Source organism: Thalassotalea sp. ND16A, from assembly GCF_000764205.1.
GTDB lineage: Bacteria > Pseudomonadota > Gammaproteobacteria > Enterobacterales > Alteromonadaceae > Thalassotalea_A.
The window spans coordinates 16,067-37,967 of the sequence record NZ_JQDZ01000033.1 but is presented as its reverse complement, the minus strand read 5'-3'; the positions used below and the strand labels follow the sequence as shown (position 1 = coordinate 37,967).

Below are 21,901 nucleotides of genomic sequence, written 5' to 3'. Positions count from 1 at the left end.
TGAAATTTAATTGTAGCTTAATTGAAATTAATTTGAGGAAGCAATTGTTTATAGGCACGCTATATCCGAAAGGGGGTTGCGGCCTGCGCCGCAATGACGTGGTTAATTGTTTCGGAGTATGCCCTGACACTTGAAGGTTAAACGTCTCTCAATGGCACTGAACTGCCGGATCAAGCCTGACATCTTGTCTTCCTTCTTAGAATCCAATCGAATAACTGAAAAGCCGAAATTTAAAAATTTCAAACGTCTGCTTTCTGGGTGTTCTTATAGTTTTATTATTAAATCAGTATTCAGCTTTTGTGCGGTGCATTCATACCAATAGGTCAAGCCAAACCTTCCGGTTAGTGGCAATTGTGATCATAAACTTTCTACATACTTAGGTAAGCTGTCTATTATACAACTGACAATCACATTGATGATGGCTCGACTTCCGCTTAGCGAAGTTAGAGATCATCAGCTTTTTCCCGGCAAAACTACAAAACAGTAGCCACTATTACTTTCCCACTACATTATGAATCACAAGTGAAAACGGTCACTCGATAAGAGATTCTCTTTCAACAAGGGACTATGTTGATATGGGTGTTGTTGGCTAGGTATTTTTTTGAGTAACGTTTGCCGAATGTTGTAACTTTTGCTTTAACAGCTCAGCTTGAGAAATCCAAAAGAACCGTGGTCAGTGCGATGACACCGGTTATCGGATAGAGGTGTTTATCAGCACAATAGTGATAAAATTAACTGTTAAATTTGAGTTTTAACCCAGTTAAGAAAGTAGACAGTACGTCATCACTACATGTTTTAAAGTGCTTATTGTTAACATTTCTAAAATAAGCACTTAATTCATACTTACCTAAGCTCAGCCCAGCAAGTTCAAGCACAGCAATGACTTCATCCGCTTTTAAGGCTAAGGCAATTTTTATTTTATTAAAAATAATGTTATTCGATAATTCCAGTTCCGCGGGACGGTCTGAACCATCTTTTTTCCCTCGTTTTTCAACTATCAAGCCATTTAAAAAGCTTGCTAATTGCACATCGGATAATTCTTGATAAGCGGAATCGTCATGTTCTTTAAAAATACATTCTAATTGCTCGGTTGTAATATCACATTGGTTTAATGCAAAAATGGCTTGTATTTTTTCATCATTAAAATCGAAGATTTTGCACAACCGACGAAGAATGTCATTATTTATCATTTATAGGCCTAGGAGTTTAGCTGAGTTAAGGTTGCGTGATGCCGGGTTTTCACACCTCACATCACGGCAGTAAAAGTATAGCCTACGCAGACATTATTGGCGTTGATGCCATAGCTAATGGTTACGTAGGGATTTGGCGGTATTCTAAGCGGCTTTATGTGCCACTTTTTTCGCAAGACTTTGACTATCAAGGTATTCGTCTAGCGAGCCTTGAAAGTTTACCAATTTTTTATCTTTAATATCGATAATACGGTTAGCCAGTGAAGACACAAATTCACGGTCATGACTAACAAAAATTAGCGTACCTTCAAATGCTTTAAGGGCATTATTTAGTGCTTCTATCGCTTCCATGTCCATGTGATTGGTTGGTTCATCCATGATCAACACGTTAATGTCTTCCATCATCAATTTACCGAATAACAAACGGTTTTTCTCGCCACCGGAACAATTACGAGCTTTTTTATTGGCATCATCTTCGGTAAATAATAAGCGGCCTAACATGCCACGAACCATTAAGTCATTGTGCGCTGGCGTGCGCCACTGTGACATCCAATCCATTAGCGTTAAGTCATTGTCAAAAAAATGACTGCTGTCTTGCGGGCAATAACCTACTGCTGCATTTTCAGACCATTTAACCACACCGTCAAGTGGTTCGAGTTCATTCATTAAACAACGCAACATGGTTGTTTTACCGACGCCATTTTCGCCAATAATGGCAAGTTTAGAACCAGCCTCTAACAGCAAATCGCCTTTTTCGAACAGTATTTCACCGTCAAATCCATGAGCAAGATTTTCAAGTTCCAACGCTTGTCGATGCATTTTCTTACCCGCTGAAAAGGCAATGTTTGGCGTAATACGACTCGACGATTTAACCTCATCGAGTTTGATCTTGTCCATTTTTTTCGCGCGCGAGCTCGCCTGTTTTGCTTTCGATGCGTTCGCACCAAAGCGATTTACAAAGTCTTGCAGCTCGACAATTTCAGCTGCCTTTTTGGCATTGCCAGATAATAACTGTTCACGAATTAAACTTGATTGCGCTAAGAAAAATTCGTAATTTCCTGGGTAAATACGCAACTCACCGTAATCAATATCGGCCATATGCGTGCAAACAGCATTAAGAAAATGTCGGTCATGAGAAATAATGATCATAGTGCATTTGCGTTTGTTCAATTCACCTTCTAACCAAGTAATGGTATGAATATCCAGGTTATTGGTAGGTTCGTCGAGCAATAAAATATCAGGATTGGCAAACAATGCCTGGGCAAGTAAAACACGAAGTTTCCATCCGGGAGCTACTTGTTGCATTAAGCCGTAATGAAATGACTCTTCAATACCTGCTTCTAATAAAATTTCACCGGCACGACTTTCAGCGCTGTAACCGTCCATTTCAGCAAACTCACTTTCAAGATCGGCAACACGCATTCCATCTGCTTCGCTCATTTCGGCTTGCGCGTAAATACCATCTCTCTCTTGCTTTACTTTCCACAAAGCAACATCGCCCATAATCACCGTATCAATCACACTGTATTGCTCGAATGCGAATTGATCCTGACTCAAAGTACCAACTTTGTTGCCTGTGGAAATTGATACATTGCCTGAGCTTGGCACTAAATCGCCACTGAGTATTTTCATGAATGTAGACTTGCCGCAACCATTTGCACCAATCAAACCGTAGCGGTTACCATTGCCAAATTTGGCAGAGATGTTTTCAAACAACGGCTCAGCGCCAAATTGCATTGTAATGTTCGATGTAGTGATCAAAGAGATATTCCTAGATAGTGCCGATGGTTACTGAATGACTGTTTGCCCATTGGTTGTTATCGAATCGTTATAAACGATTTAAACAAAACAGCTATAGCAAACAGAACCGTAATAATAAGGTCGCGCAGTATACAGTAATAACCACATCGCCCCTACTTAATATTGAATTTATTTGACTGTTTTTTCACCAGCAGTATTGTGTTCGTAACATATACTAAAATGTCAGCTTTAGTTTCAACAGATCTCAGGCTATTGGATGACGGTGTTGTTGAAATGTTAGTTAATCGCTATATCAATTAAGCCAAATATGAACAACAATAATCGGTTATTTGCTTAATTTTCAACTGGAACTTTGATGAAGCAGGAACTTTAAAAGACTCTCCACCTTTAATCACCTGCCAGTCGCTTGCACCAGGTAATAACACTTCAAGTTCGCCAGAGATGATTTCCATAATTTCAGCGGCGTCGGTGCCAAACTCGTATTCACCCGGCAGCATGATACCCAGGGATTGCACACTACCATCAGCCAGCTGAATTGAACGGCTGGTTACTTTACCGTCAAAATAAACATTTGCTGCTTTGGTTATTGTTACATTTTCAATTTTTGACATTGGGTTTCCTTAATTTTTGTATCATTTTAGGTTAATCAGCCGGAGGTAAACCGATAGTTGTATTGCATATCTGGCTAGGGCTACGGGCTACGGGCTACGGGCTACGGGCTACGGGCTACGGGCAGTGATGATACCTTTGCAATGCAGTTATAGGAAATAACTAAAAACAATTTAAATGCGGGCAATGGCATATCGAGATGACTAAGCTTCAGCACTTAACAGCGCTAGCCAATTTGTGGTGGCTCGGTTCTGGGTTGCCACTGCCACCATTGTTGCTCACCATCGGTGGGTTTATCGGTTTCTGGATTTTCTTTGGTTTGGTGGATATCCCAAGTCACCAGATAATCCGGGTTGTTAATTTTTACCCCGGCCTGGCTGGTATGAAAGTCGCCTTTAGGGGCGATAAACCAACAAGACAGGTTAGCCGGAAGAATGAAGTTTGCCGGTTTCAAGGGTTCACTTTTCGCTTTACCCTGGCTTTGTTCATCGCTCGATAACAACTCGACGGTAATGCCCATTTCTTTATCTACGGCACTCACCGTGCCCGCCAGCATAGTTTGTTTTAATAAATTTTGCTTGGTATCAAAATAACTTAATCCGATCAAACAGGTTTTGTTGATGGTTTGTGAAAGCGTTAACTGCATAAGATCCTTTGTTCAAAATAAATGGTAAAAAGGGCCAGGTTTAACCGCCGGCCCTTTGTTAAATCTTCATATTAATTATGGTTTAATGGGCAAGAGGTGCAACCCCTGTAGCCGGGTTATCGGCCAAACCGATATCACGGGCGTGTTGCTCGAAGCCTTTATTTTTCCAGAAAAAAGCGCCTGGCATGGTGGTTGGGATCACCAGGATATAAAATAATGCTCGAGATATTAACGCGGTAACAACATTGAGTAATGCAACTAAAATCCAGGCAATCGCCAATGTTGTACTAAATTCGGTTAGCGCCGTTGCCGCTGTTAACGCCGTTGCGGCCACGATATTTAGAGCCAATAAATAGTTACGCAGTAAATAGGTTTTGCCAAAGGTAGTACACTGTACATAGTGGGCGGCACCACCTTCGTTTTCATTGCGGTTTAAATCATGATTGTGACGGATTAAACCGATCGCTTCAATGACCATACCGATAGACAATACTAAACCAAATACCAATAATGCTTGCTTGATCACTGCCGGTTCGGCTTGTTGCACTACTAAGGTCGTTAATACAATCACGCCACTTACCAATGCGCCTAATGACAAACTGTTGCCGGAAAATGAAGTTACCGTTTGCAGGTGATTCCAAAATGGACGCGCTTTTATCTGATAACACTTGTTCATGTAGAAGATACCGATAAAACCCGCAATTAAGGCAAAGATACCGGCGCCCGTTTGCATTGTCGACAAAGGTAATTCGCTCGTCATCTGTGCAAGGTTTAGATCTAACCACGACACTGATAACTCGTTTAGCCATTGATTAGCCGGTAAAGAAAATAAGGCGGTTAAACCACAACCGGCCGAGAACATCGCTAAACCAAGACCTTCTCTACTCATTGGTGAATAACGCAAGTTATTAAAACCGCGATAGAATCTAAACGGTTTGCCCAAATGGGTAACACTCATAAATAAACCAAATGAGGTCATTAGCAGTGAAATAATGGTTAACGGTAAAAACATGTCTGAGTTGATAAAGGCAACGAAGGCATCGATACCAAATAATGCCGCTAAGAACGGAATTAACAAGGTACCAAACGCCGCTTGCGCAAACAGGGTGAATAATACTAACGGGTTTTCTTTAGAATTTAACTTGCCAAAATTCCAGTGCTTGGCCTTACCCGCCTTTTGATCGACTACAGGTTTGTAATTGCCTTTGTCGTCTTTGTGATATTTTACCGGCATCGAGTCGGTACGGCTCATTTCATCCGGCAGCGTTTTGGTTTGCTGAAAACGAATGTTTGGATGGGTGATTTCCGGATCAGGGAAACCAGGAATTTGCGTCTTACATTGTTCTCTATTTTCTGGAGTATTTTCAATCACGCCAAAATCCAGCGCGTTACCAACACAGGCCGAAACACACGCAGGTTTTAAGCCCACTTCTAAACGGTCAACACACATATTACATTTTGATACACGGCCTTTTACCGGATCTAGCTGTGGTGCATTATAAGGACACACCCAGGTACAGTAACCACAACCAAAACAGGTTTCTGGATCTTGTAATACCGCACCGTATTCGGCGTGCTTGGTATATGCTTTGGTTGGACAACCTTTTAAACATACCGGGTCATCGCAGTGATTACAGGCCATGGAAATGTTCATCCGTTTGTAATCCGGATACGAGCCACCTTCGACATAACCGACCGAGCGAAATGCTAAATGCGCCGGGTTTTCATTTTTCTCCGAACACGCCGCTTCACAGGCATGACAGCCGATACAGTTATCGGCGGTAAAGAAAAAGCCATGTTGTTTGTTACGGTTTGGATTGGTGCCCACTTCCGGGTTTTCATTGATAAACATCGACCTGCCTTCTGGCAAACCGGAGATATCCACACAATCAATGAGCTGGCCGTAGCGGTTTTTTTCTTTTATTTCAGACTTGTCCTGATGCGTTGGCAAAAACGCATAAGGCTGCTCTTGAGTTCTCACTTCCCAATGGTTTGAGCGACCTTGTTGCTCTTTACCGATTTCGACTGCTGCTGGTTTCGCAGCTTTATCTGCAGCTACGCTCATACTTTTTGGGTCAAAGCCCGTTTCGTTTGGATCAAACATAGCTACCGATGAGTCCAGGTCAGCTTTTTTATCTATAACTTGTGACATTTTTTCTACCTTAACTATCTTGATTAAAATGCGCGACGTTCAACGTTTAAACGCGCAGCTTCGGCTTGATCAACGGTTTCAATCCGCACCGAGCCTTGCTTAAATGCCGGTTGACGAGAATGCGGGTCTAGTAAGCCCAGAGTTAAACGGTTTACACAGTCATGAAAATGAAATGGAATAAATACCATATTGCGCGGCACCCGTTGCGTTAATTGCACCATCACTACCGCATCGCCACGGCGACTGGTAAGACGGACATAACTTTGATGGCTAATGCCCAGTTCCAGAGCCGCATCAGGGTTCATTTCCATATAAGGCGTTGGACTAAATTTATTACAGTTGCCTATCTTGCCGGTACGGGTACGGGTATGGAAATGCTCAACTACGCGACCGCTGTTTAACCAAAACGGATAATCCTTACAAGGTTGCTCGTTATTGTTGTAAAAGTTGATTGGCAACAAGTTGGCTTTGCCCGATTTGGTTGGAAATTTACCATCGGTATACAAGCGCGGATCACCTTTTAAGGTTTCCTCGAAGCCATCCTCTTGCTCACCTTCTTGTTCGCCCTCTTGTTCACGGTACGGCCATTGAATGCCACGAGCTTTGATGATTTTTTCATAGCTCATGCCAGAGATATCCAAGGTTCTGTCTTTGCCTTTCGATAACTGTTTCATTTCGTCAAACGCACCTTCGGCATGATCAGGGAAATGAATAATATTACCGTTATCAAAGCGTTTCGCCATCTGATTAAATATCCAAAAATCAGGCTTTGAATTGGCATAAGGTTCAACAATATTGCTGATCAAATTGACCCGACGTTCGGTGTTGGTATGACAACCTTCTTTTTCTGACCAAACGGATGCCGGAAAATATACGTGCGAATATTGGTTCATTTCGACGTCTTCATACACATCTTGCACCACCAGAAAATCTAATTTTTCCAGGGCCTTGCGAATACGAGGCGTATTCGGCATAGACGTCATCGGATTGGTCGCCACAATCCATAGCCCTTTGATCTCACCAGTTTCTATCGCCGGGAAGATATCGGTTTCGGCCAGGCCACGTTTTTTCGGGAAAAATTCAGGGTCTATGCCCCAAAAATCGGCAATTTCCTGGCGGTCATCGGCATTTTCCAGATAACGATAACCCGGTAAACCAGAGCATGATGACCATTCACGCGTACCCATGGCATTACACTGACCCGTAATCGACAAGCTCGTGCCGCCTGGTTTGCCAATGTTGCCAGTAATAAGGTTTAAATTATTGATGTTAGCCACGCCATCAGAGCCATGCGTAGACTGGTTAATGCCCATGGTCCAGATACTCATCGCCGCCGGAGCTTTGGCGTAAATTCGGGCGACACTGCGGATAGTATCTTCATCGATACCACAAATGTGCTGAGCCGATTTCGGATCATAATCTTGCACTAAGGCTTTTACTTCCTCGAAGCCCTGGGTGTGGGCATCAATGTAACTTTGATCTTGCAGACCTTCATTAATGATCACATGCATCATCGCGTTAATTAATACACAATCGGTACCTGGCGTGATCGGTAAATGAATGTCGGCAAATTGGGCTAACATGGTCACTCTTGGGTCGACCACGATCAGCGGGAATTTGCGTTTTTCTAATGCTTCTTTTAAGCGCCAGTAAATGATTGGGTGCTGCTCGGGCAAATTTGAGCCAAACGCCATCAAGCAATGGGTGTGTTCGAAATCGTCATAACAGCCAGGAGGCCCGTCACTGCCAAAAGTGCGCTTATAACCGCTTACCGCAGAAGCCATACACAGGGTAGTGTTACCATCATAATTGTTGGTGCCAATACAACCGCGCGCCAATTTCCCTAACGTATAAAACTCCTCAGTCAGTAGCTGTCCGGTTGAGATAATAGCGAACGCGTCGCGCCCGTAGGTTTTTTGAATGCTTTTTATTTTGTCTGCAGTGACGTCTAGTGCGTTGTCCCATGATGTTTTCTCGAATTTGTCATAATGTTTGTTACGAATGAGTGGCTCGCTGCCACGGCCCGGGCTTTCAAACAATTCAGTTTCAAGTAAGCCTTTAATGCATAATTTACCGCGGTTCACATCGGCGCCAGCGTGGCCGCGCGAGGTGACGATTTTTTTATTTTGGTCTAAGCCAATTTCAATAGAGCAACCGGTAGAACAATAGTTACACGTAGTGTATTTCCACTCTGCGACTTTTTTAGAGGGAATAGCAATAGGCTTTCTGTTTTTACGCCCAAACAACATAGATAATTCCTGTGATAAATTGCATAAAAATAATCAATAAAGATATGTTTGCAATAATTAAACCATGAATTAAAAGGCATAATTTACAATGAGTTAACAAAACCTAGCAATTGGTGATTGAACTGAAAAGGTGCTCTTGCTCTAAACTGGTGCGAGCACAAGGGTAATGAAATGTGCAGACTTATGAGCCTGAACTTAGCTTAATTAAACAGTGAAATGAGTAAGGCGATAAATAACAATGCAGAGATCCCTTGCCAAAATTGAACTGGATTTCGCTCTATCAACGGTTGTTTCTTATACTCTTCAACGGCAACTACGTTCGGCTTGTTCAGGTCTGCGGCGAACTCTGAAAACGCCTGATAGCGTAATTTAGGATCGGCATGCGTGCATTGTTTTAAGCTTAAATCTAACCATAAAGGAATTTCTGGTCGAAACTGTCTTATGCTGCGATATTGCCAGTCGCTATAGCTGGTTTGAGTAATGGTGGTGGTTTTCATCGGCTTAAACGGCAGCTCACCAGTTAGCATCTCAAAACAAATGACCCCAAGTGAGAACAAATCACTTAAGCTGGTTGCGGTTAAATCAAGCAAGGTTTCCGGGGCAATGTAATTTAATGAACCTTGCGGCACAGTTTCTTGCAAAGTTTCGCCGTTTTCATTCAGCGAGGCAATCAATACGGTGCCATAATCGATGAGTTTTACCTGGCCGAATTTATCGATCATGATATTGTCGGGTTTTAAATCTCGGTGGACTAGCTCCTGGCGTTTAAAGGTGCGCAGGGCGCTAATAATTTGCGCAATGATGTTGCGTACTTCACCAACGCTGGGGCTAGGGTTATCATGCATCCATTCGCTTAACGTTTGGCCTTCAATATATTCACATAAATGATATAAAAACTGGCTGTTTTGGGTATCACTTTTTATCCGCATGATGTTACTGTGCTTGATTCTTTCACCAACCCAGGCTTCGCGAATAAACCCTTGCAGATAGAGGGTATCATCAGAAAAATTCTCTGAAGGGGCTTTTAATATTAATGGCTCTTGGTGATCTCTGTGCTCAACCAAATACAAGTGTGAACGAATGCTGGCATGAATGATTTTTTTTACTTTATAACCGTCTAAAATCATTCCCACTTTTAGGGCAGGAGGGATGCTTTTACTGAGTAAGTCGCGCTCAATTTCTTCGGTTCTCCGATTTGGGGTAGCGCTTATGTAAACCAACAAGCAGCTGACATTATCATCACTGCCCTGTCTAATGGCTTCATCAACGATTTGTTTTGCCAGACTTTCAAGCTGTTGATTGCTGGCTTGCGCTGAAATACTGGCGAGGGTTTGTTTAATATACTTAGATGATAGATAGTCGTGTACACCATCACAGGTGAGCAGAAATATATCCCCTTGCTGCACCGCGACATCATGCACATCCACTTTCAGCCGAACATCGGCGCCCAGTGCTCTGGTTAATACCGAGTTATTTACTCCTTGTTTGCGGTTGTGATCACTGGTGATGCGTTCAAGGCAGCCATTGCGATAAACACTAATGCGAGTATCACCAAGGTGAAAAATATAGCCACTGCTGGATTTGACAATTAATGCCGAAAAGGTAGTCAACCATTGCTGCTGCTGACTATCATGGCCATTGACTTGCGAACATAACCACTGGTTTAAACTGGTCAGGACTTTGGCGGCCGACTTATGGGTCGACCAGGTTTGCGACGTGTTGTAATACTGATCAATAAATTGCGTCACCGCCAATTGCGCGGCCTCTGCCGCTTTACAGGCGCTTGATACACCATCGGCAATTGCGGCTACCGCGCCTTTCGCCATCAAATCATTACCCTTTGGCATAAAGGCGGCAAAGGCGTCCTGATTGACCGGTTTTTTACCTTTCGACGAAAAACCACCAAAATGCAATTGTAATTTCGCTGCACCTGGTGTTTTGGTTGCTACCTCAGCTTGTGCTTTAGCGTCGACTGCAGCCGCATCCGGACGTTGTTTACTAGACAACGACCTGAGTGCTGATTTTTCGCTAATTGCGGTTTGCTTAACTGACATTAATTAACTCAATGGTACCGTCTTCTCGTACTTCGGTAATGGTACCTTCAGGCTCTTCCATAAACAACAAGGTGATAAAGCCAACGACCGCCGTTGCTGCGATAACTAAGAAGAACTGTTGATAGCTTACCATGGATAATACCGTTAAATAGACCACCGCACCAACATTACCATAGGCACCGGTCATACCGGCAATTTGCCCGGTTAAACGACGTTTAATTAATGGCACTGCCGCAAATACTGCACCTTCACCAGCCTGGACAAAGAAAGAACACGCCATCGCAGCAACAACGGCTAATGCCAAGGGCCAGCTACTATCGATTGCTGACATGGTCAGATAACCAACCGCCAATCCTGCCGTTAAGATTAGCAAGGTTTTTTTACGACCAAATTTATCACTGATCCAGCCGCCACCAGGACGTGACATCAGATTCATGAATGCATAAAGTGAGGCCAGCAGACCGGCGTAGACCATATCGAGAGAAAACACTTCGGCAAAAAATAATGGCAACATCGAAATTACCGCCAGCTCTGAACCAAAGGTGGCGAAATATAAAATATTCAACACCGCCACTTGTTTAAATTTATATTGATGAATTTCCGCAACGGGCTGTTTAAAGACATGACCATTCACTTTATACGTTTGTTTCACTTCAACAATGAACAATATGGCTAATGACACATAAGCGACTATTGCGGCGGTTTCTGAAAACATATTCACGCCACTTGGCGATAACTTCCAGGTAAGTAAAGAAAGTGCACCATACATTGGTATTTTCATCACCAGCAATAACCAAAAATCGCCAGTGCTGGTCACTTCCATAGCCCCGGTTTGTTTGGGTTTAAAGTAAGTTGAACCTTTTGGCGTATCGGTAACATTGAGATACCAGATCACACTGAAGATAAGGCTAAGTAAACCACTCAAGCCTACGGCATAACGCCAGCCGTCTTCGCCACCAAACAATAAGGCAATAGCCGGTAATGACATTGCGGCCGCGGCAGAGCCAAAGTTACCCCAGCCACCGTACACACCTTCGGCAGTACCTAACTCGTTGGCCGGAAACCATTCACTGACCATACGAATACCAATAACAAAACCGGCGCCGATAAAGCCCAGCAAGAACCTGGCAATGGCTGCTTGTTCAAACGTTTCGGCAACAGCAAACATAAAACAGGGAATACTACAGATAGATAATACCAGCGCATAAACCAGTCTTGGTCCATAACGGTCGGTTAGCATGCCAATGATCACCCGTGCCGGGATAGTTAAAGCAACGTTTAAGATTAACAGGGTTTTGATTTCGCTCGCGGTTAACCCTAGACTATCGCCAATAACCGCCAACAATGGCGCGTGGTTAAACCAAACCACAAAGGTGATAAAAAAGGCCATCCAGCTAAGATGTAATACTTTCATTTTGCCAGTGAAGGATAATAAATTGATCCCGGCTTGCTCGCTCATAGCGATCTCCATATATAAAATTCAATTGCATTGAATATTGCAAAGCCAGTGCCAACCCTTTAAATTAGATTTAATCCATTAATTTTCAATCGGTTACAACAAAACAATAAAAGAGTTATGATTCATTCATTTAGTCATTGACTTGTTTTGATGCAGATATGCGCCAAAATGGATAGTGATCGGGTCAATGTCTATTATCGATAAGAAGGGGTTTATGAAACGTTGTTTCTTCGGTTTAAAAGTCAGTGAAAAAGATAGGCAAAGCATTGCAGTGTGGCGAAATAAACATTTGGCAAACCGCTTTAAAGCCGTTGCCGCTGAAAACTTTCATCTCACCCTGGCGTTTTTGGGCAATGTTGACGAGCAGCAATTACATCAGTTAATGGCCACTGCTCATACCATTGAATGCCCGAAGATAACGATTAATTTAACTGAACTGGGGTTTTGGCATAAACCAAAAGTCTTATATTTAACCTCCAACAGTTGCCCTGCAGAACTAAAAAAACTTGCTAATACTTGTACCAATGCAGCGGTTGCCACCGGCATCTCTATTACTGAAAGACATTATATTCCCCATTTAACCCTTGCAAGAAAAGCTAAGTACTTGCCGTCAATAACAACACCAATTGATTTTACTCTGAATTTTGCTGAGTTTTGCCTGTTTCAATCGCTGTCGACTGAAAGCGGCGTTAAATATCAGGCGTTAAAATCCTGGACTTTATCTTCGAAAGTTTAATTACCATCAGTAGTTTTGTTAATGCTGAGCGCAAAAGCTTCTGCATTTCTTTTTAAGCTAGTGTAAAATTTAGTGACTTAAACAATTATTCCGGTGCAGTAGTAAATGCCTGTTGTTATTAATTTATTTTTAGCGGCTTTTCAGCCAATAACTTTCTTCCTGCCTTGTGCCGCCATTATTTTAGGCAGCGGTCTGGCCGCACTTAACGGTGTCGTCGATGGCCCGCTATTTGTGTCCTTGCTGATGCTTACCGTGTTGGCACAAATAACCTTTAATTTGGCGCAAGACTTTCAAAAAGCGTTTCTTACTCATGCACCAGCATTTAATGCCAGCAAACCGGGTAGTAACATTCAAATGGCGGTGCGCCAGCAAATGCTTAAATTGATGCTGGGCTGTTATTTTACTTTAGTGCTGGGACTGACTCTGTTGTGTCATTTTAGTATTGGAGGCAGCGTCATTGGCTATGCCTTGATTGCCATTACTGCCGTGCTGATGCTATTGATATTAAGAACCAAAACGCGAAGCGGGAGCAAAGACAGCAATCGGATCTCAACAGCATCAATAATTGGTCAATTCCTCTTGGTTGGTTTTATTCCTGTGATTGTAAGTTACCACTTGCACACTTCAGACCTCAGTATTTATCTTGTATTATTTGCCGTATGTTGTGGCGTATTAAGTTTGTTAGCCCTGTTTGCCGAGCAACTATGCGAACAAATACGCGACAATACCCCTGTGGCCAGTGATAACCTGCCCGCAGTAATTGCGAAAAATATCATATGGCAAAAAAGCATTATTATCTCTGTAGTTGTGCTTACTGGCGGCTTTATTTATTTGAGTGATGTACCAGTATTGTCCGGTATTTTTATTCTGGCTTTGCCATCACTAATTGCCACGGTGGCAACCATTGAACATTTACCGGAAGAAGATATTGCAGTAAGCCAAAAAACCAAAGTGGCGATTGCCTGTTTTGCCTTTTGGGTATTATTTATTGTCGGTATGATGCTTTAATATGGATGGGGATCTGAATTAAATTCAAGCTAGGCTGTTCAGCCGGGCTTATTATCAATGGAAATCGTTTGTTCTGGAATGGCAAGCTCAACCTTTTGCTGGTCGATGATCCGCATGATTTGAAAATTAATTTGTTCTTCCAATTCTTTGTATTTAACTCGACCTGATGCGGTAGTATACGCATTCACCACAATGATGAAAGCATCGTCTTCAATATTCTCAAACCGTACATAGCGTTCTAACTCGATGGTGTTTGGATGCTCTTCAATCAATTTCCGTATGGCTTCTACCAGAGCTTTTAATTTTTCAGTCGCAGTATTTAAGCGGATGCGGAAATATTTTAAATAACGGCGATTATCGATTTCGCTGATATTTTCCAGTTCCATTGAGGCGATGGTGGAATTTGGTACATGCACGACTTTTCGATCAAGTTTTCTAATTTTGGTTGAGCGTAAGCCAATCTCTTCGACCCGGCCCTGGGTATTGCCAAATTTACACATGTCGCCGGGCTTTATTGGCCGGGCAAAAAATAAGGTAAAGGCACCAAAGACGTTTTCAAGAGATTTTTGTGCCGCCAGTGCCACTGCCAAGCTGCCAATACCTAGGCCAGTGATAATTGCGGTAATATTAAAACCGGCATCATTGAGCCAATTTAAGACAATAACAATGACTGTCACTATCTTTACTGTGGTGACCATGGGCTTTAGCAAAGCAATCACATTTTGCTCTTGTTTTGCTCTACTGATATACATGGCAAAACTGAATTCAATTATCCCTAACGACAGAAAAATTGCCGCCAGGTAACTTAAAGCTCCGGTATCAACCCAAACCCGAGCGTTTATTGATAAACCAAGTTGACCCATAGCCCACTGCAACAAAATAAAAAACAAAAACAAGCGCAAAGGCACCCGAATTAATCGTCGCATGGTCCGACTGTAGGTTTCTGAAATGGCAACGAGTTTGATCAATAAATAGCGGATCAGGGCGGTAAGGTACCAAGAGGCAAAGAGAATGACGACAGAACTGACAAATTGCCAATTTTGTAGACCGAATAGGGTAAATTCCGGCAGGTGTTCCGCCAATGACTGGGCAAGAGGGTGATAACCAAACTCTTGCCACATCACCGGTATGTTTGCGACGGTGTGACTCGATATTTTCCAAACCTGTTTACTTGTTTGGTCTGGCACTCGCTGCAGATAAATCGGAATATCATCATATTGAGATTTAATCACGCCTAATAAATCACGGTTGGCCGGCAAGCCATCGTCTTCATGCCCTTGTGACGCATCACTTAAGGTGGTGATATCTAATTTATGATGTTGCGTCCAAACAATATGAAGCTGTTTTAACAGCTGTATTTTTTGTTCCGTAGTGGTGCTTTGGGGTAACAAACGAAAATCGATATATTTTAGGGCGTGCGGATAATCATCCGTTTGGATTGCTTCGCCAATAGCAAGCATAGACGATAACGGGGTTTCCCCTATTCTCGCCTTATTTTGCGGTGCTAACCTCGCCTCCTCTAAGGCTTTACGTGCCAACTCCTCCCTTTCTTTTACTTGTTTTATGGTCAGTTCTTGCGCCGAGGCGCAGGCCGAAATCAGCATTAGTGTAATCAGCATATATTTTATAAACAAAGAAAGAGATGAGCATTTCATTATTATTTTTCCAGTAAAATACCGGTAATTGTCGCAATGCCTGAGCCGGTTGCGCCTGCGGCCCACATGCCGTTACCATGTTCGTTATAACACGCCGACAAATCCATGTGTAACCAGCCTTTACCACCATTATCCACGAATCGAGCTAAGAACCCCGCGGCGTTACTGGCACCACCTGCACCACCACCTTTTTGGGTAGTCGAGTTTGCCGTGTCGGCAAAAGCAGATGGACACTTATCTTGATGAAATGCTGCTAATGGCAGGTGCCATGCAGGGTCATTTTCACTACCGGCAATTTGTTGAGCTTTGCTGATCATCTCATTGTCTAAAGCAAATAATGCATTGTATTCCCCACCGGTGGCGTTCATTGCCGCGCCTGTTAAGGTGGCAGCATCAATGATCATCTCCGAGTTAAATTCACTGGCAGCAATTAAACCATCAGCCAGCACTAAACGGCCTTCGGCGTCGGTATTGGCAATCTCTACTTTGGTACCATTTTTATAGGTTAAAATGTCGCCTAACTTATAAGCGTAACTGCTTACCATGTTTTCCGCACAGCATAAGATCAACTTAACTCGCTTATGCAAGCCTGATTTAATTGCTAACGCCAATGCCGCAGTAACGGTGGCCGCGCCACCCATATCGCATTTCATTGAAAACATACCGGCACTTGCTTTGATTGAATAGCCACCGGAATCAAAAGTAATCCCTTTGCCCACCAAAGTGGTAAACACTGGCGCTAAGGCATCGCCGCTAGGGTTGTAGTCCAGAATTAACATGCTGGGTAGGTTGATGCTGCCCTTACCAACATTATAGGTACCAGTCCAGCCTTGTTGCTCAAGATCAGTGCCACTGATCACTTCCGCCGTTACCTGCTCAGGGGCTAAGCCTTTAATGTAAGCCAGTGCAGTTTGCGCCAAACCTTGTGGCACTAATTGTGAAGGCGTTTGGTTTATTAAGTCTCGAGCCCAGGCATAAACTTCTTGCTTATCGGCCAAACGCTTGCTCACATCATCACTACCAGTAAACTCAATGGCCTCATATTTACCGACTTTGCTAAAGCCTTGGGCAAACGCCCATTGACTCAATTCACACCAGTTATCGCCGCTAAGCTTGGCATTTTTAACACCCAAACCTTCAATTTTACGGCCTGCCTTTTGGATGCTACGCAAATTACCGGCGTTATCGCCATCGACATAAATTGAAATTTCATCGCCATTAAAGCTTAAATTGCTGGCACCTTGCCAATTACTGGCTTGTTGTGAAGTTAATTTAATAATTGCTGCTTGAGTCATAACCATTCCTGTGAAAATCTTTGTTGTTAATTTTAAGGCTGCTTATACCTATCGCTGAGAGGCTCGCTCTTATGCATACAGGTATTACATTATTTTGATAAATGTATGATAAGTTAAGGCAATCAGTTTTGCTATAAAGAATAGACTACTAAATTGTAACTGGGATACTGAATTACAATTCATCACATTAAAGATTCATTTCATTTTTACAGCATAAGGAAAACGCTATGTTTGACATCGTCTCTTGCCGCCAGGATATTGATCAGGTAGTCGATATCGCCCGCATTATATGGACGGAACATTACACTCCGATCATAGGAATAGAGCAAGTGGAGTACATGTTAAGCAATTTCCAGTCGGCAGAAACGATTACTGAACAAATTTCAACGGGAAGTTATCAATACTATTTAATTAAAAATAGCAGTGAGGTAGTTGGCTATATAGGCTTACAACTTAAGGCTGAGGAAGTATTTCTCAGTAAAATATACGTATTAACCAGTCAGCGTGGAACTGGCATCGGGAAACTGTCGATGCAATTTATTAAAGCATTGGCGACAAAATATAATTTGCCGAAAATTTCCTTAACGGTGAATAAATACAACAGTGACAGCATTGCCGCTTATTATAAATTTGGCTTTATCAAAACGGCTGAAGTCTGTACTGATATTGGCCAGGGCTATGTAATGGACGACATAGTGATGGTATTAACGGTTTAATTACGTTAATTTTAATCTAAAAATAATACCTGCAATAAACATAAAGATATTAGCCAATGAAGTTTAACCCGTCCTTACAACAAGCCACCTTAATTAAACGTTACAAACGCTTTCTTGCCGATGTGACCCTTGAGGATGGTAGCGAAACCACAATGCATGTCTCAAATACCGGGGCCATGACAGGTTGTGCACAATCTGGTGATACTGTTTGGTACAGCACATCAGACAACCAGAAACGCAAGTATCCATATAGTTGGGAGATCACCCAAACCAAGCAGGATCATATGATCTGCGTAAACACCATTCGTGCCAACCAGCTGGTAGAAGAAGCAATCAATAACGAAGTAATTGTAGAATTAAAAGGTTATCAAACTCTAAAACGGGAAGTGAAATACGGCAGTGAAAACAGCAAAATTGATATTTATCTTAGCGATGGTCAACACCCTGATGCCTATGTTGAAGTGAAAAGTGCTACGCTATTAGAAGATAATCAAGGCTATTTTCCGGATGCGGTCACCACCCGCGGTCAAAAACACTTAAGAGAGTTGATAGCAGTCGCGCAAACAGGACAAAGAGCGATATTACTGTTTGCCGTATTACATACCGGGATTGAATCAGTAAGAGCGGCGAAACATATTGACCCGGTTTACGCACAACTCATTATTGAGGCACAAGATGCTGGCGTTGAAATTCTTGCCTATAAAGCAAATTTCACCAGCAAATCCATTGAACTGGTAGAAAAAATACACTTTGATTAAATCATAGGGGGTAAAAATTAATTTTTTCTGGATTTACCCTTGATATTGAAATTTTTACCCTTATATAGCCAGTCTAAATGATAATATATTTATCTTAAGCAGAATAATAAAGCGGCAATTGTCAGAGAAATATTGCCAGCAAATAAACATTCTGCTATAGATATCCAATTAATAAAACGCTTTTCGAATTAAGAAGTAGTTAGGAGATTCGGCATGCCAACTAAAAAAGCAAACCAACCGATAGGCATTCTGGCTTTAGCCGGAGTAGCGCCGTATGTAGAAAAAGCTGGTGAAGAGTACATGGGACCAGCTCAAGAAGAGCACTTTAAAAGGATTCTTGAAGCCTGGCGCGTACAACTTCGTGAAGAAGTTGACCGTACAGTAACCCATATGAAAGATGAAGCGGCTAACTTCCCTGATCCGGTTGACCGTGCAGCCCAGGAAGAAGAATTCAGTTTAGAATTACGTACCCGTGACCGTGAACGTAAATTGATCAAGAAAATTGAAAAAACTCTGCAATTAATTGAAGAAAGTGATTTTGGTTTCTGTAATACCTGTGGCATTGAGATTGGCATCAAACGTCTTGAAGCACGTCCAACTGCAGATTTATGTATTGAATGTAAAACATTAGCAGAAATTAAAGAGCGTCAAATGGCAGGTTAAATCCCTCGCGCATGCATTCAATTAAACACCCCCTTAATCAGCGGCCACATAGTTCCTATCGTGGCCGTTTTGCTCCCTCCCCCTCTGGGTTATTACACTTTGGCTCACTAGTCGCGGCTGTTGCCAGCTTTTTACAAGCAAAAAGTAATGCCGGTAATTGGTTAGTTCGAATAGAAGATATTGATAAACCGAGAGAAATGCCTGGCAGCGACAAAGCCATTTTAAACACCTTAGAAGCTTATGGCATGCATTGGGACGAACCCGTTCTTTATCAAAGTGAGCAAGCGGTTCTTTATCGAGATGTACTAAATTATTTGCAAGCGAGTCAGCAAAGTTACTGTTGTCGTTGTACTCGCGCACAGATCAAAAAATCTGGTGGTATCTACTTAGGGACCTGTAAATTTTTACATTTAGATAACTTTGATACGGCAATCCGCTTACTCAATAAATTTCCGCATAACGAGTTTATTGATGGCTTACAAGGGCAAGTACACTTTGATCATGCTCTGGCACAGGAAGATTTCATTATTCATCGCCGTGATGGCTTGTTTGCCTATCAACTTGCCGTGGTTGTCGATGATATCTACCAAGGCATTACTGAAGTTGTTCGCGGTTGCGATTTACTTGAACCAACATCAAGACAATTAAGCCTGTTTAAAACGTTAAACAGGCAAGCACCAGCTTATGTTCATATTCCGTTGGCAGTAACCGACGAAGGATATAAATTGAGCAAGCAAAATGCCGCACCGGCAATCGATGACCAAAATCCGCAACCAGGGTTAATTCAAGCGTTAGACTTTTTAGGGCAAGCCCCCCCACCAGAGTTACAGTTTGAATCCGTGGACAGCATCATTGTCTGGGCAATTAAGCACTGGCAATTGAGGAATGTTCCGCAAAAAACAGAGATTCATCTTTAATCAATGGATAACTTGCGGTTTTCGTTCTCTTTTTAAGCAGTTTCCGCTATGATTGCGCCTTATTTAGCGATTAACCTCCGCGGCTCAAATATATCATCGCTCAGCGATTGGTATTGACTACAATTAACTAAGGAAATGGCTATTAACGCATTTATCAGGCTTATCAAATCAATGTTTGCTAAAGACAACACAACGACAACTTCGGCACAAGATTTTCCCATAGTGTACGACCGCGCTGAGCACAATATTTCACGTAAAGAACTTAGTGATAACGCCTTGAAAGTCTTGTATCGACTAAATAAGGGGGGCTATGATGCCTACCTTGTTGGCGGCGGCGTGCGTGACATTTTATTAGGCGAGCACCCGAAAGATTTTGATATTGCCACCAATGCAACGCCAGAGCAGATCAAGAAACTGTTCAGAAATTGTCGGTTAATTGGCCGTAGATTCCGATTGGCCCATATTGTTTTTGGTCGCGATATTATCGAAGTGGCTACCTTTCGTGGTCACCACGATAGTGCCGAAGAAAAACAGACGAAAGCCCACTCAAAGCAGTCTGAACACGGAATGTTATTACGCGATAATATCTACGGTTCAATAGATGAAGACGCTGAGCGTCGCGATTTCACCATTAATGCACTTTATTATTCGATTAAAGATTTTAAAGTGTATGACTTTGCCAACGGCGTCAGTGATATTAATGACAAGGTTATTCGCTTAATCGGCGATCCTGAAACTCGTTATCGTGAAGATCCGGTACGCATGCTGCGTGCAGTTCGCTTTGCCACTAAGCTGGATATGCAGATCGAAAAGAATACCGAAGCGCCAATACGAGAGCTGTCATCACTGATGGCAAACATTCCGGCGGCACGGATGTTCGAAGAATATTTAAAACTCTTCCTTGGCGGCAAAGCGCAAGTTAACTTTCATCGGTTAGCCGACTATGACTTGCTGCAATATTTCTTTCCGCATATCAGTCAGAGTGTAAAAACAGAGCCAAATGGCAATGCCGTAAAGTTTGTTGATAGGGTATTATTTAATACCGATAAACGCATCAATGAAGGTAAGAGAGTGACTCCGGCGTTCTTATTAGCGGCGGTTATTTGGTATAAACTGGAACAAAGTTACAGCGCCTTAATGGCCAATTCAGATATTGCCTTCCAAGATGCCTTTTTTGCGGCAATGAATGAAATTATGGGTGAACAACAACGCTGTATCGCCATTCCAAAACGTTTCCAGCAACCGATGAAAGACATCTGGTTTTTACAGCAAAAACTAATGCGTCGAGAAGGCGCTCGTGCTTTTAAAGTATTAGAACACCCCCGCTTTCGTGCTGGTTATGATTTCTTATTATTACGCGGTGAGATTGAAGGGGGCGAATTGGCCGAACTTGCCACTTGGTGGACAAACTTTCAAGAAGCACCAGCTGACACCCAACAACAGATGGTGAAAAGTTTCAAAGGCAGCCGTACAACACGCAGAAGAAGTCCGCGCAAACGTAAAAACACTGGTTCACCAAGTTAATGATAAATACCGTTTATATTGGCTTGGGTAGCAATTTAGAGCGACCAAAGCAGCAAATACAACAAGCTGTCGACGCTTTAAAGTTACTGCCGGAGACAAATGTTACCGCCGTTTCGTCATTGTATTCCAGTAAGCCGATGGGTCCCCAAGATCAGCCAGACTACATCAATGCTGTCGCAGCGATTAGCACCGAATTATCGGCAATTGAGTTACTGGATCAATTGCAGCAGATTGAACTTTCTTTTGGCCGTGTGCGTAAAGATCAGCGTTGGGGCGCCCGAGTCCTTGATTTAGATATCTTGTTATTTGGCGACCAAGTCATTAACAGCGAACGTCTGACCGTGCCGCATTACGGCATGAAAGTTCGCGAATTCGTCATTTATCCCCTGGCAGAAATTGCCGAAAAGCTGACCTTACCCGACGGTACAAAGATCAAACAATTGCAAGCGACAATCGCTGAAAATGGACTGTTTGTTGTTGGTCAGTTGAACTAAACTAGTTTCTATGAC

Annotated in this window: 18 protein-coding genes; 8 read left to right on the top strand and 10 right to left on the bottom strand. The window is 42.6% G+C overall.

What is annotated here, in order from left to right; all coding sequences use genetic code 11:
• Positions 1–731 precede the first annotated feature (731 nt).
• From ND16A_RS13235 to ND16A_RS13270, 8 genes are all read right to left on the bottom strand, one after another.
• Positions 732–1,190, bottom strand: a complete 459-nt coding sequence (locus tag ND16A_RS13235; protein ID WP_033076795.1) for a DUF1456 family protein — start codon at positions 1,188–1,190, stop codon at positions 732–734.
• A 144-nt stretch (positions 1,191–1,334) separates the two neighbouring features.
• Entirely contained in the window at positions 1,335–2,951 is a 1,617-nt protein-coding gene (locus ND16A_RS13240; protein WP_033076794.1) for an ABC-F family ATPase, read from the bottom strand.
• A gap of 296 nt (positions 2,952–3,247) precedes the next feature.
• Positions 3,248–3,562, bottom strand: coding sequence for a pyrimidine/purine nucleoside phosphorylase (ppnP, locus tag ND16A_RS13245; RefSeq protein WP_033076793.1), 315 nt, complete (start codon positions 3,560–3,562; stop codon positions 3,248–3,250).
• A gap of 224 nt (positions 3,563–3,786) precedes the next feature.
• Positions 3,787–4,206 (bottom strand): hypothetical protein, encoded by a 420-nt coding sequence (locus ND16A_RS13250; protein ID WP_052072943.1) that lies wholly within the window; start codon positions 4,204–4,206, stop codon positions 3,787–3,789.
• Between the two features lie 82 nt (positions 4,207–4,288).
• The gene (locus tag ND16A_RS13255; protein ID WP_235281998.1) at positions 4,289–6,358 is read right to left on the bottom strand and encodes a DmsC/YnfH family molybdoenzyme membrane anchor subunit; all 2,070 of its coding nucleotides are present in this window, start codon (positions 6,356–6,358) and stop codon (positions 4,289–4,291) included.
• A 23-nt stretch (positions 6,359–6,381) separates the two neighbouring features.
• Positions 6,382–8,607, bottom strand: a complete 2,226-nt coding sequence (locus ND16A_RS13260; RefSeq protein ID WP_033076792.1) for a molybdopterin oxidoreductase family protein — start codon at positions 8,605–8,607, stop codon at positions 6,382–6,384.
• Positions 8,608–8,807: 200 nt separating this feature from the next.
• Positions 8,808–10,661, bottom strand: a complete 1,854-nt coding sequence (locus ND16A_RS13265; protein ID WP_081945499.1) for a bifunctional protein-serine/threonine kinase/phosphatase — start codon at positions 10,659–10,661, stop codon at positions 8,808–8,810.
• Positions 10,651–12,120, bottom strand: a complete 1,470-nt coding sequence (locus ND16A_RS13270; protein ID WP_033076791.1) for a NarK family nitrate/nitrite MFS transporter — start codon at positions 12,118–12,120, stop codon at positions 10,651–10,653. The genes ND16A_RS13265 and ND16A_RS13270 overlap by 11 nt, the downstream gene beginning before the upstream one ends.
• A gap of 214 nt (positions 12,121–12,334) precedes the next feature.
• On the opposite strand from ND16A_RS13270, the gene thpR reads away from it, so the two are divergent.
• The gene (thpR, locus tag ND16A_RS20140) at positions 12,335–12,856 is read left to right on the top strand and encodes an RNA 2',3'-cyclic phosphodiesterase (RefSeq protein ID WP_052072941.1); all 522 of its coding nucleotides are present in this window, start codon (positions 12,335–12,337) and stop codon (positions 12,854–12,856) included.
• A 105-nt stretch (positions 12,857–12,961) separates the two neighbouring features.
• On the top strand, positions 12,962–13,864 hold the full coding sequence (locus tag ND16A_RS13275; RefSeq protein WP_033076790.1) for a hypothetical protein: 903 nt from the start codon (positions 12,962–12,964) through the stop codon (positions 13,862–13,864).
• Positions 13,865–13,902: 38 nt separating this feature from the next.
• Here the strand turns inward: ND16A_RS13275 and ND16A_RS13280 are convergent, their stop codons facing one another.
• Both ND16A_RS13280 and pepB read right to left on the bottom strand, forming a co-directional pair.
• Entirely contained in the window at positions 13,903–15,483 is a 1,581-nt protein-coding gene (locus ND16A_RS13280) for a mechanosensitive ion channel family protein (RefSeq protein ID WP_160173492.1), read from the bottom strand.
• A 38-nt stretch (positions 15,484–15,521) separates the two neighbouring features.
• The gene (gene pepB / locus ND16A_RS13285; RefSeq protein WP_033076789.1) at positions 15,522–16,814 is read right to left on the bottom strand and encodes an aminopeptidase PepB; all 1,293 of its coding nucleotides are present in this window, start codon (positions 16,812–16,814) and stop codon (positions 15,522–15,524) included.
• 227 nt (positions 16,815–17,041) lie between these two features.
• On the opposite strand from pepB, the gene ND16A_RS13290 reads away from it, so the two are divergent.
• From ND16A_RS13290 to folK, 6 genes are all read left to right on the top strand, one after another.
• Positions 17,042–17,530, top strand: coding sequence for a GNAT family N-acetyltransferase (locus ND16A_RS13290; protein ID WP_033076788.1), 489 nt, complete (start codon positions 17,042–17,044; stop codon positions 17,528–17,530).
• Positions 17,531–17,586: 56 nt separating this feature from the next.
• Complete coding sequence (sfsA, locus tag ND16A_RS13295; protein ID WP_033076787.1) at positions 17,587–18,288, top strand: DNA/RNA nuclease SfsA; 702 nt, start codon at positions 17,587–17,589, stop codon at positions 18,286–18,288.
• A gap of 213 nt (positions 18,289–18,501) precedes the next feature.
• Positions 18,502–18,951, top strand: a complete 450-nt coding sequence (dksA, locus tag ND16A_RS13300) for an RNA polymerase-binding protein DksA (RefSeq protein WP_033076786.1) — start codon at positions 18,502–18,504, stop codon at positions 18,949–18,951.
• 11 nt (positions 18,952–18,962) lie between these two features.
• Positions 18,963–19,868 (top strand): tRNA glutamyl-Q(34) synthetase GluQRS, encoded by a 906-nt coding sequence (gene gluQRS, locus ND16A_RS13305; protein ID WP_052072939.1) that lies wholly within the window; start codon positions 18,963–18,965, stop codon positions 19,866–19,868.
• A gap of 171 nt (positions 19,869–20,039) precedes the next feature.
• The gene (pcnB, locus tag ND16A_RS13310; protein WP_052072944.1) at positions 20,040–21,392 is read left to right on the top strand and encodes a polynucleotide adenylyltransferase PcnB; all 1,353 of its coding nucleotides are present in this window, start codon (positions 20,040–20,042) and stop codon (positions 21,390–21,392) included.
• 2 nt (positions 21,393–21,394) lie between these two features.
• Positions 21,395–21,886 (top strand): 2-amino-4-hydroxy-6-hydroxymethyldihydropteridine diphosphokinase, encoded by a 492-nt coding sequence (folK, locus tag ND16A_RS13315; protein WP_200880812.1) that lies wholly within the window; start codon positions 21,395–21,397, stop codon positions 21,884–21,886.
• The last annotated feature ends 15 nt before the right edge of the window (positions 21,887–21,901 follow it).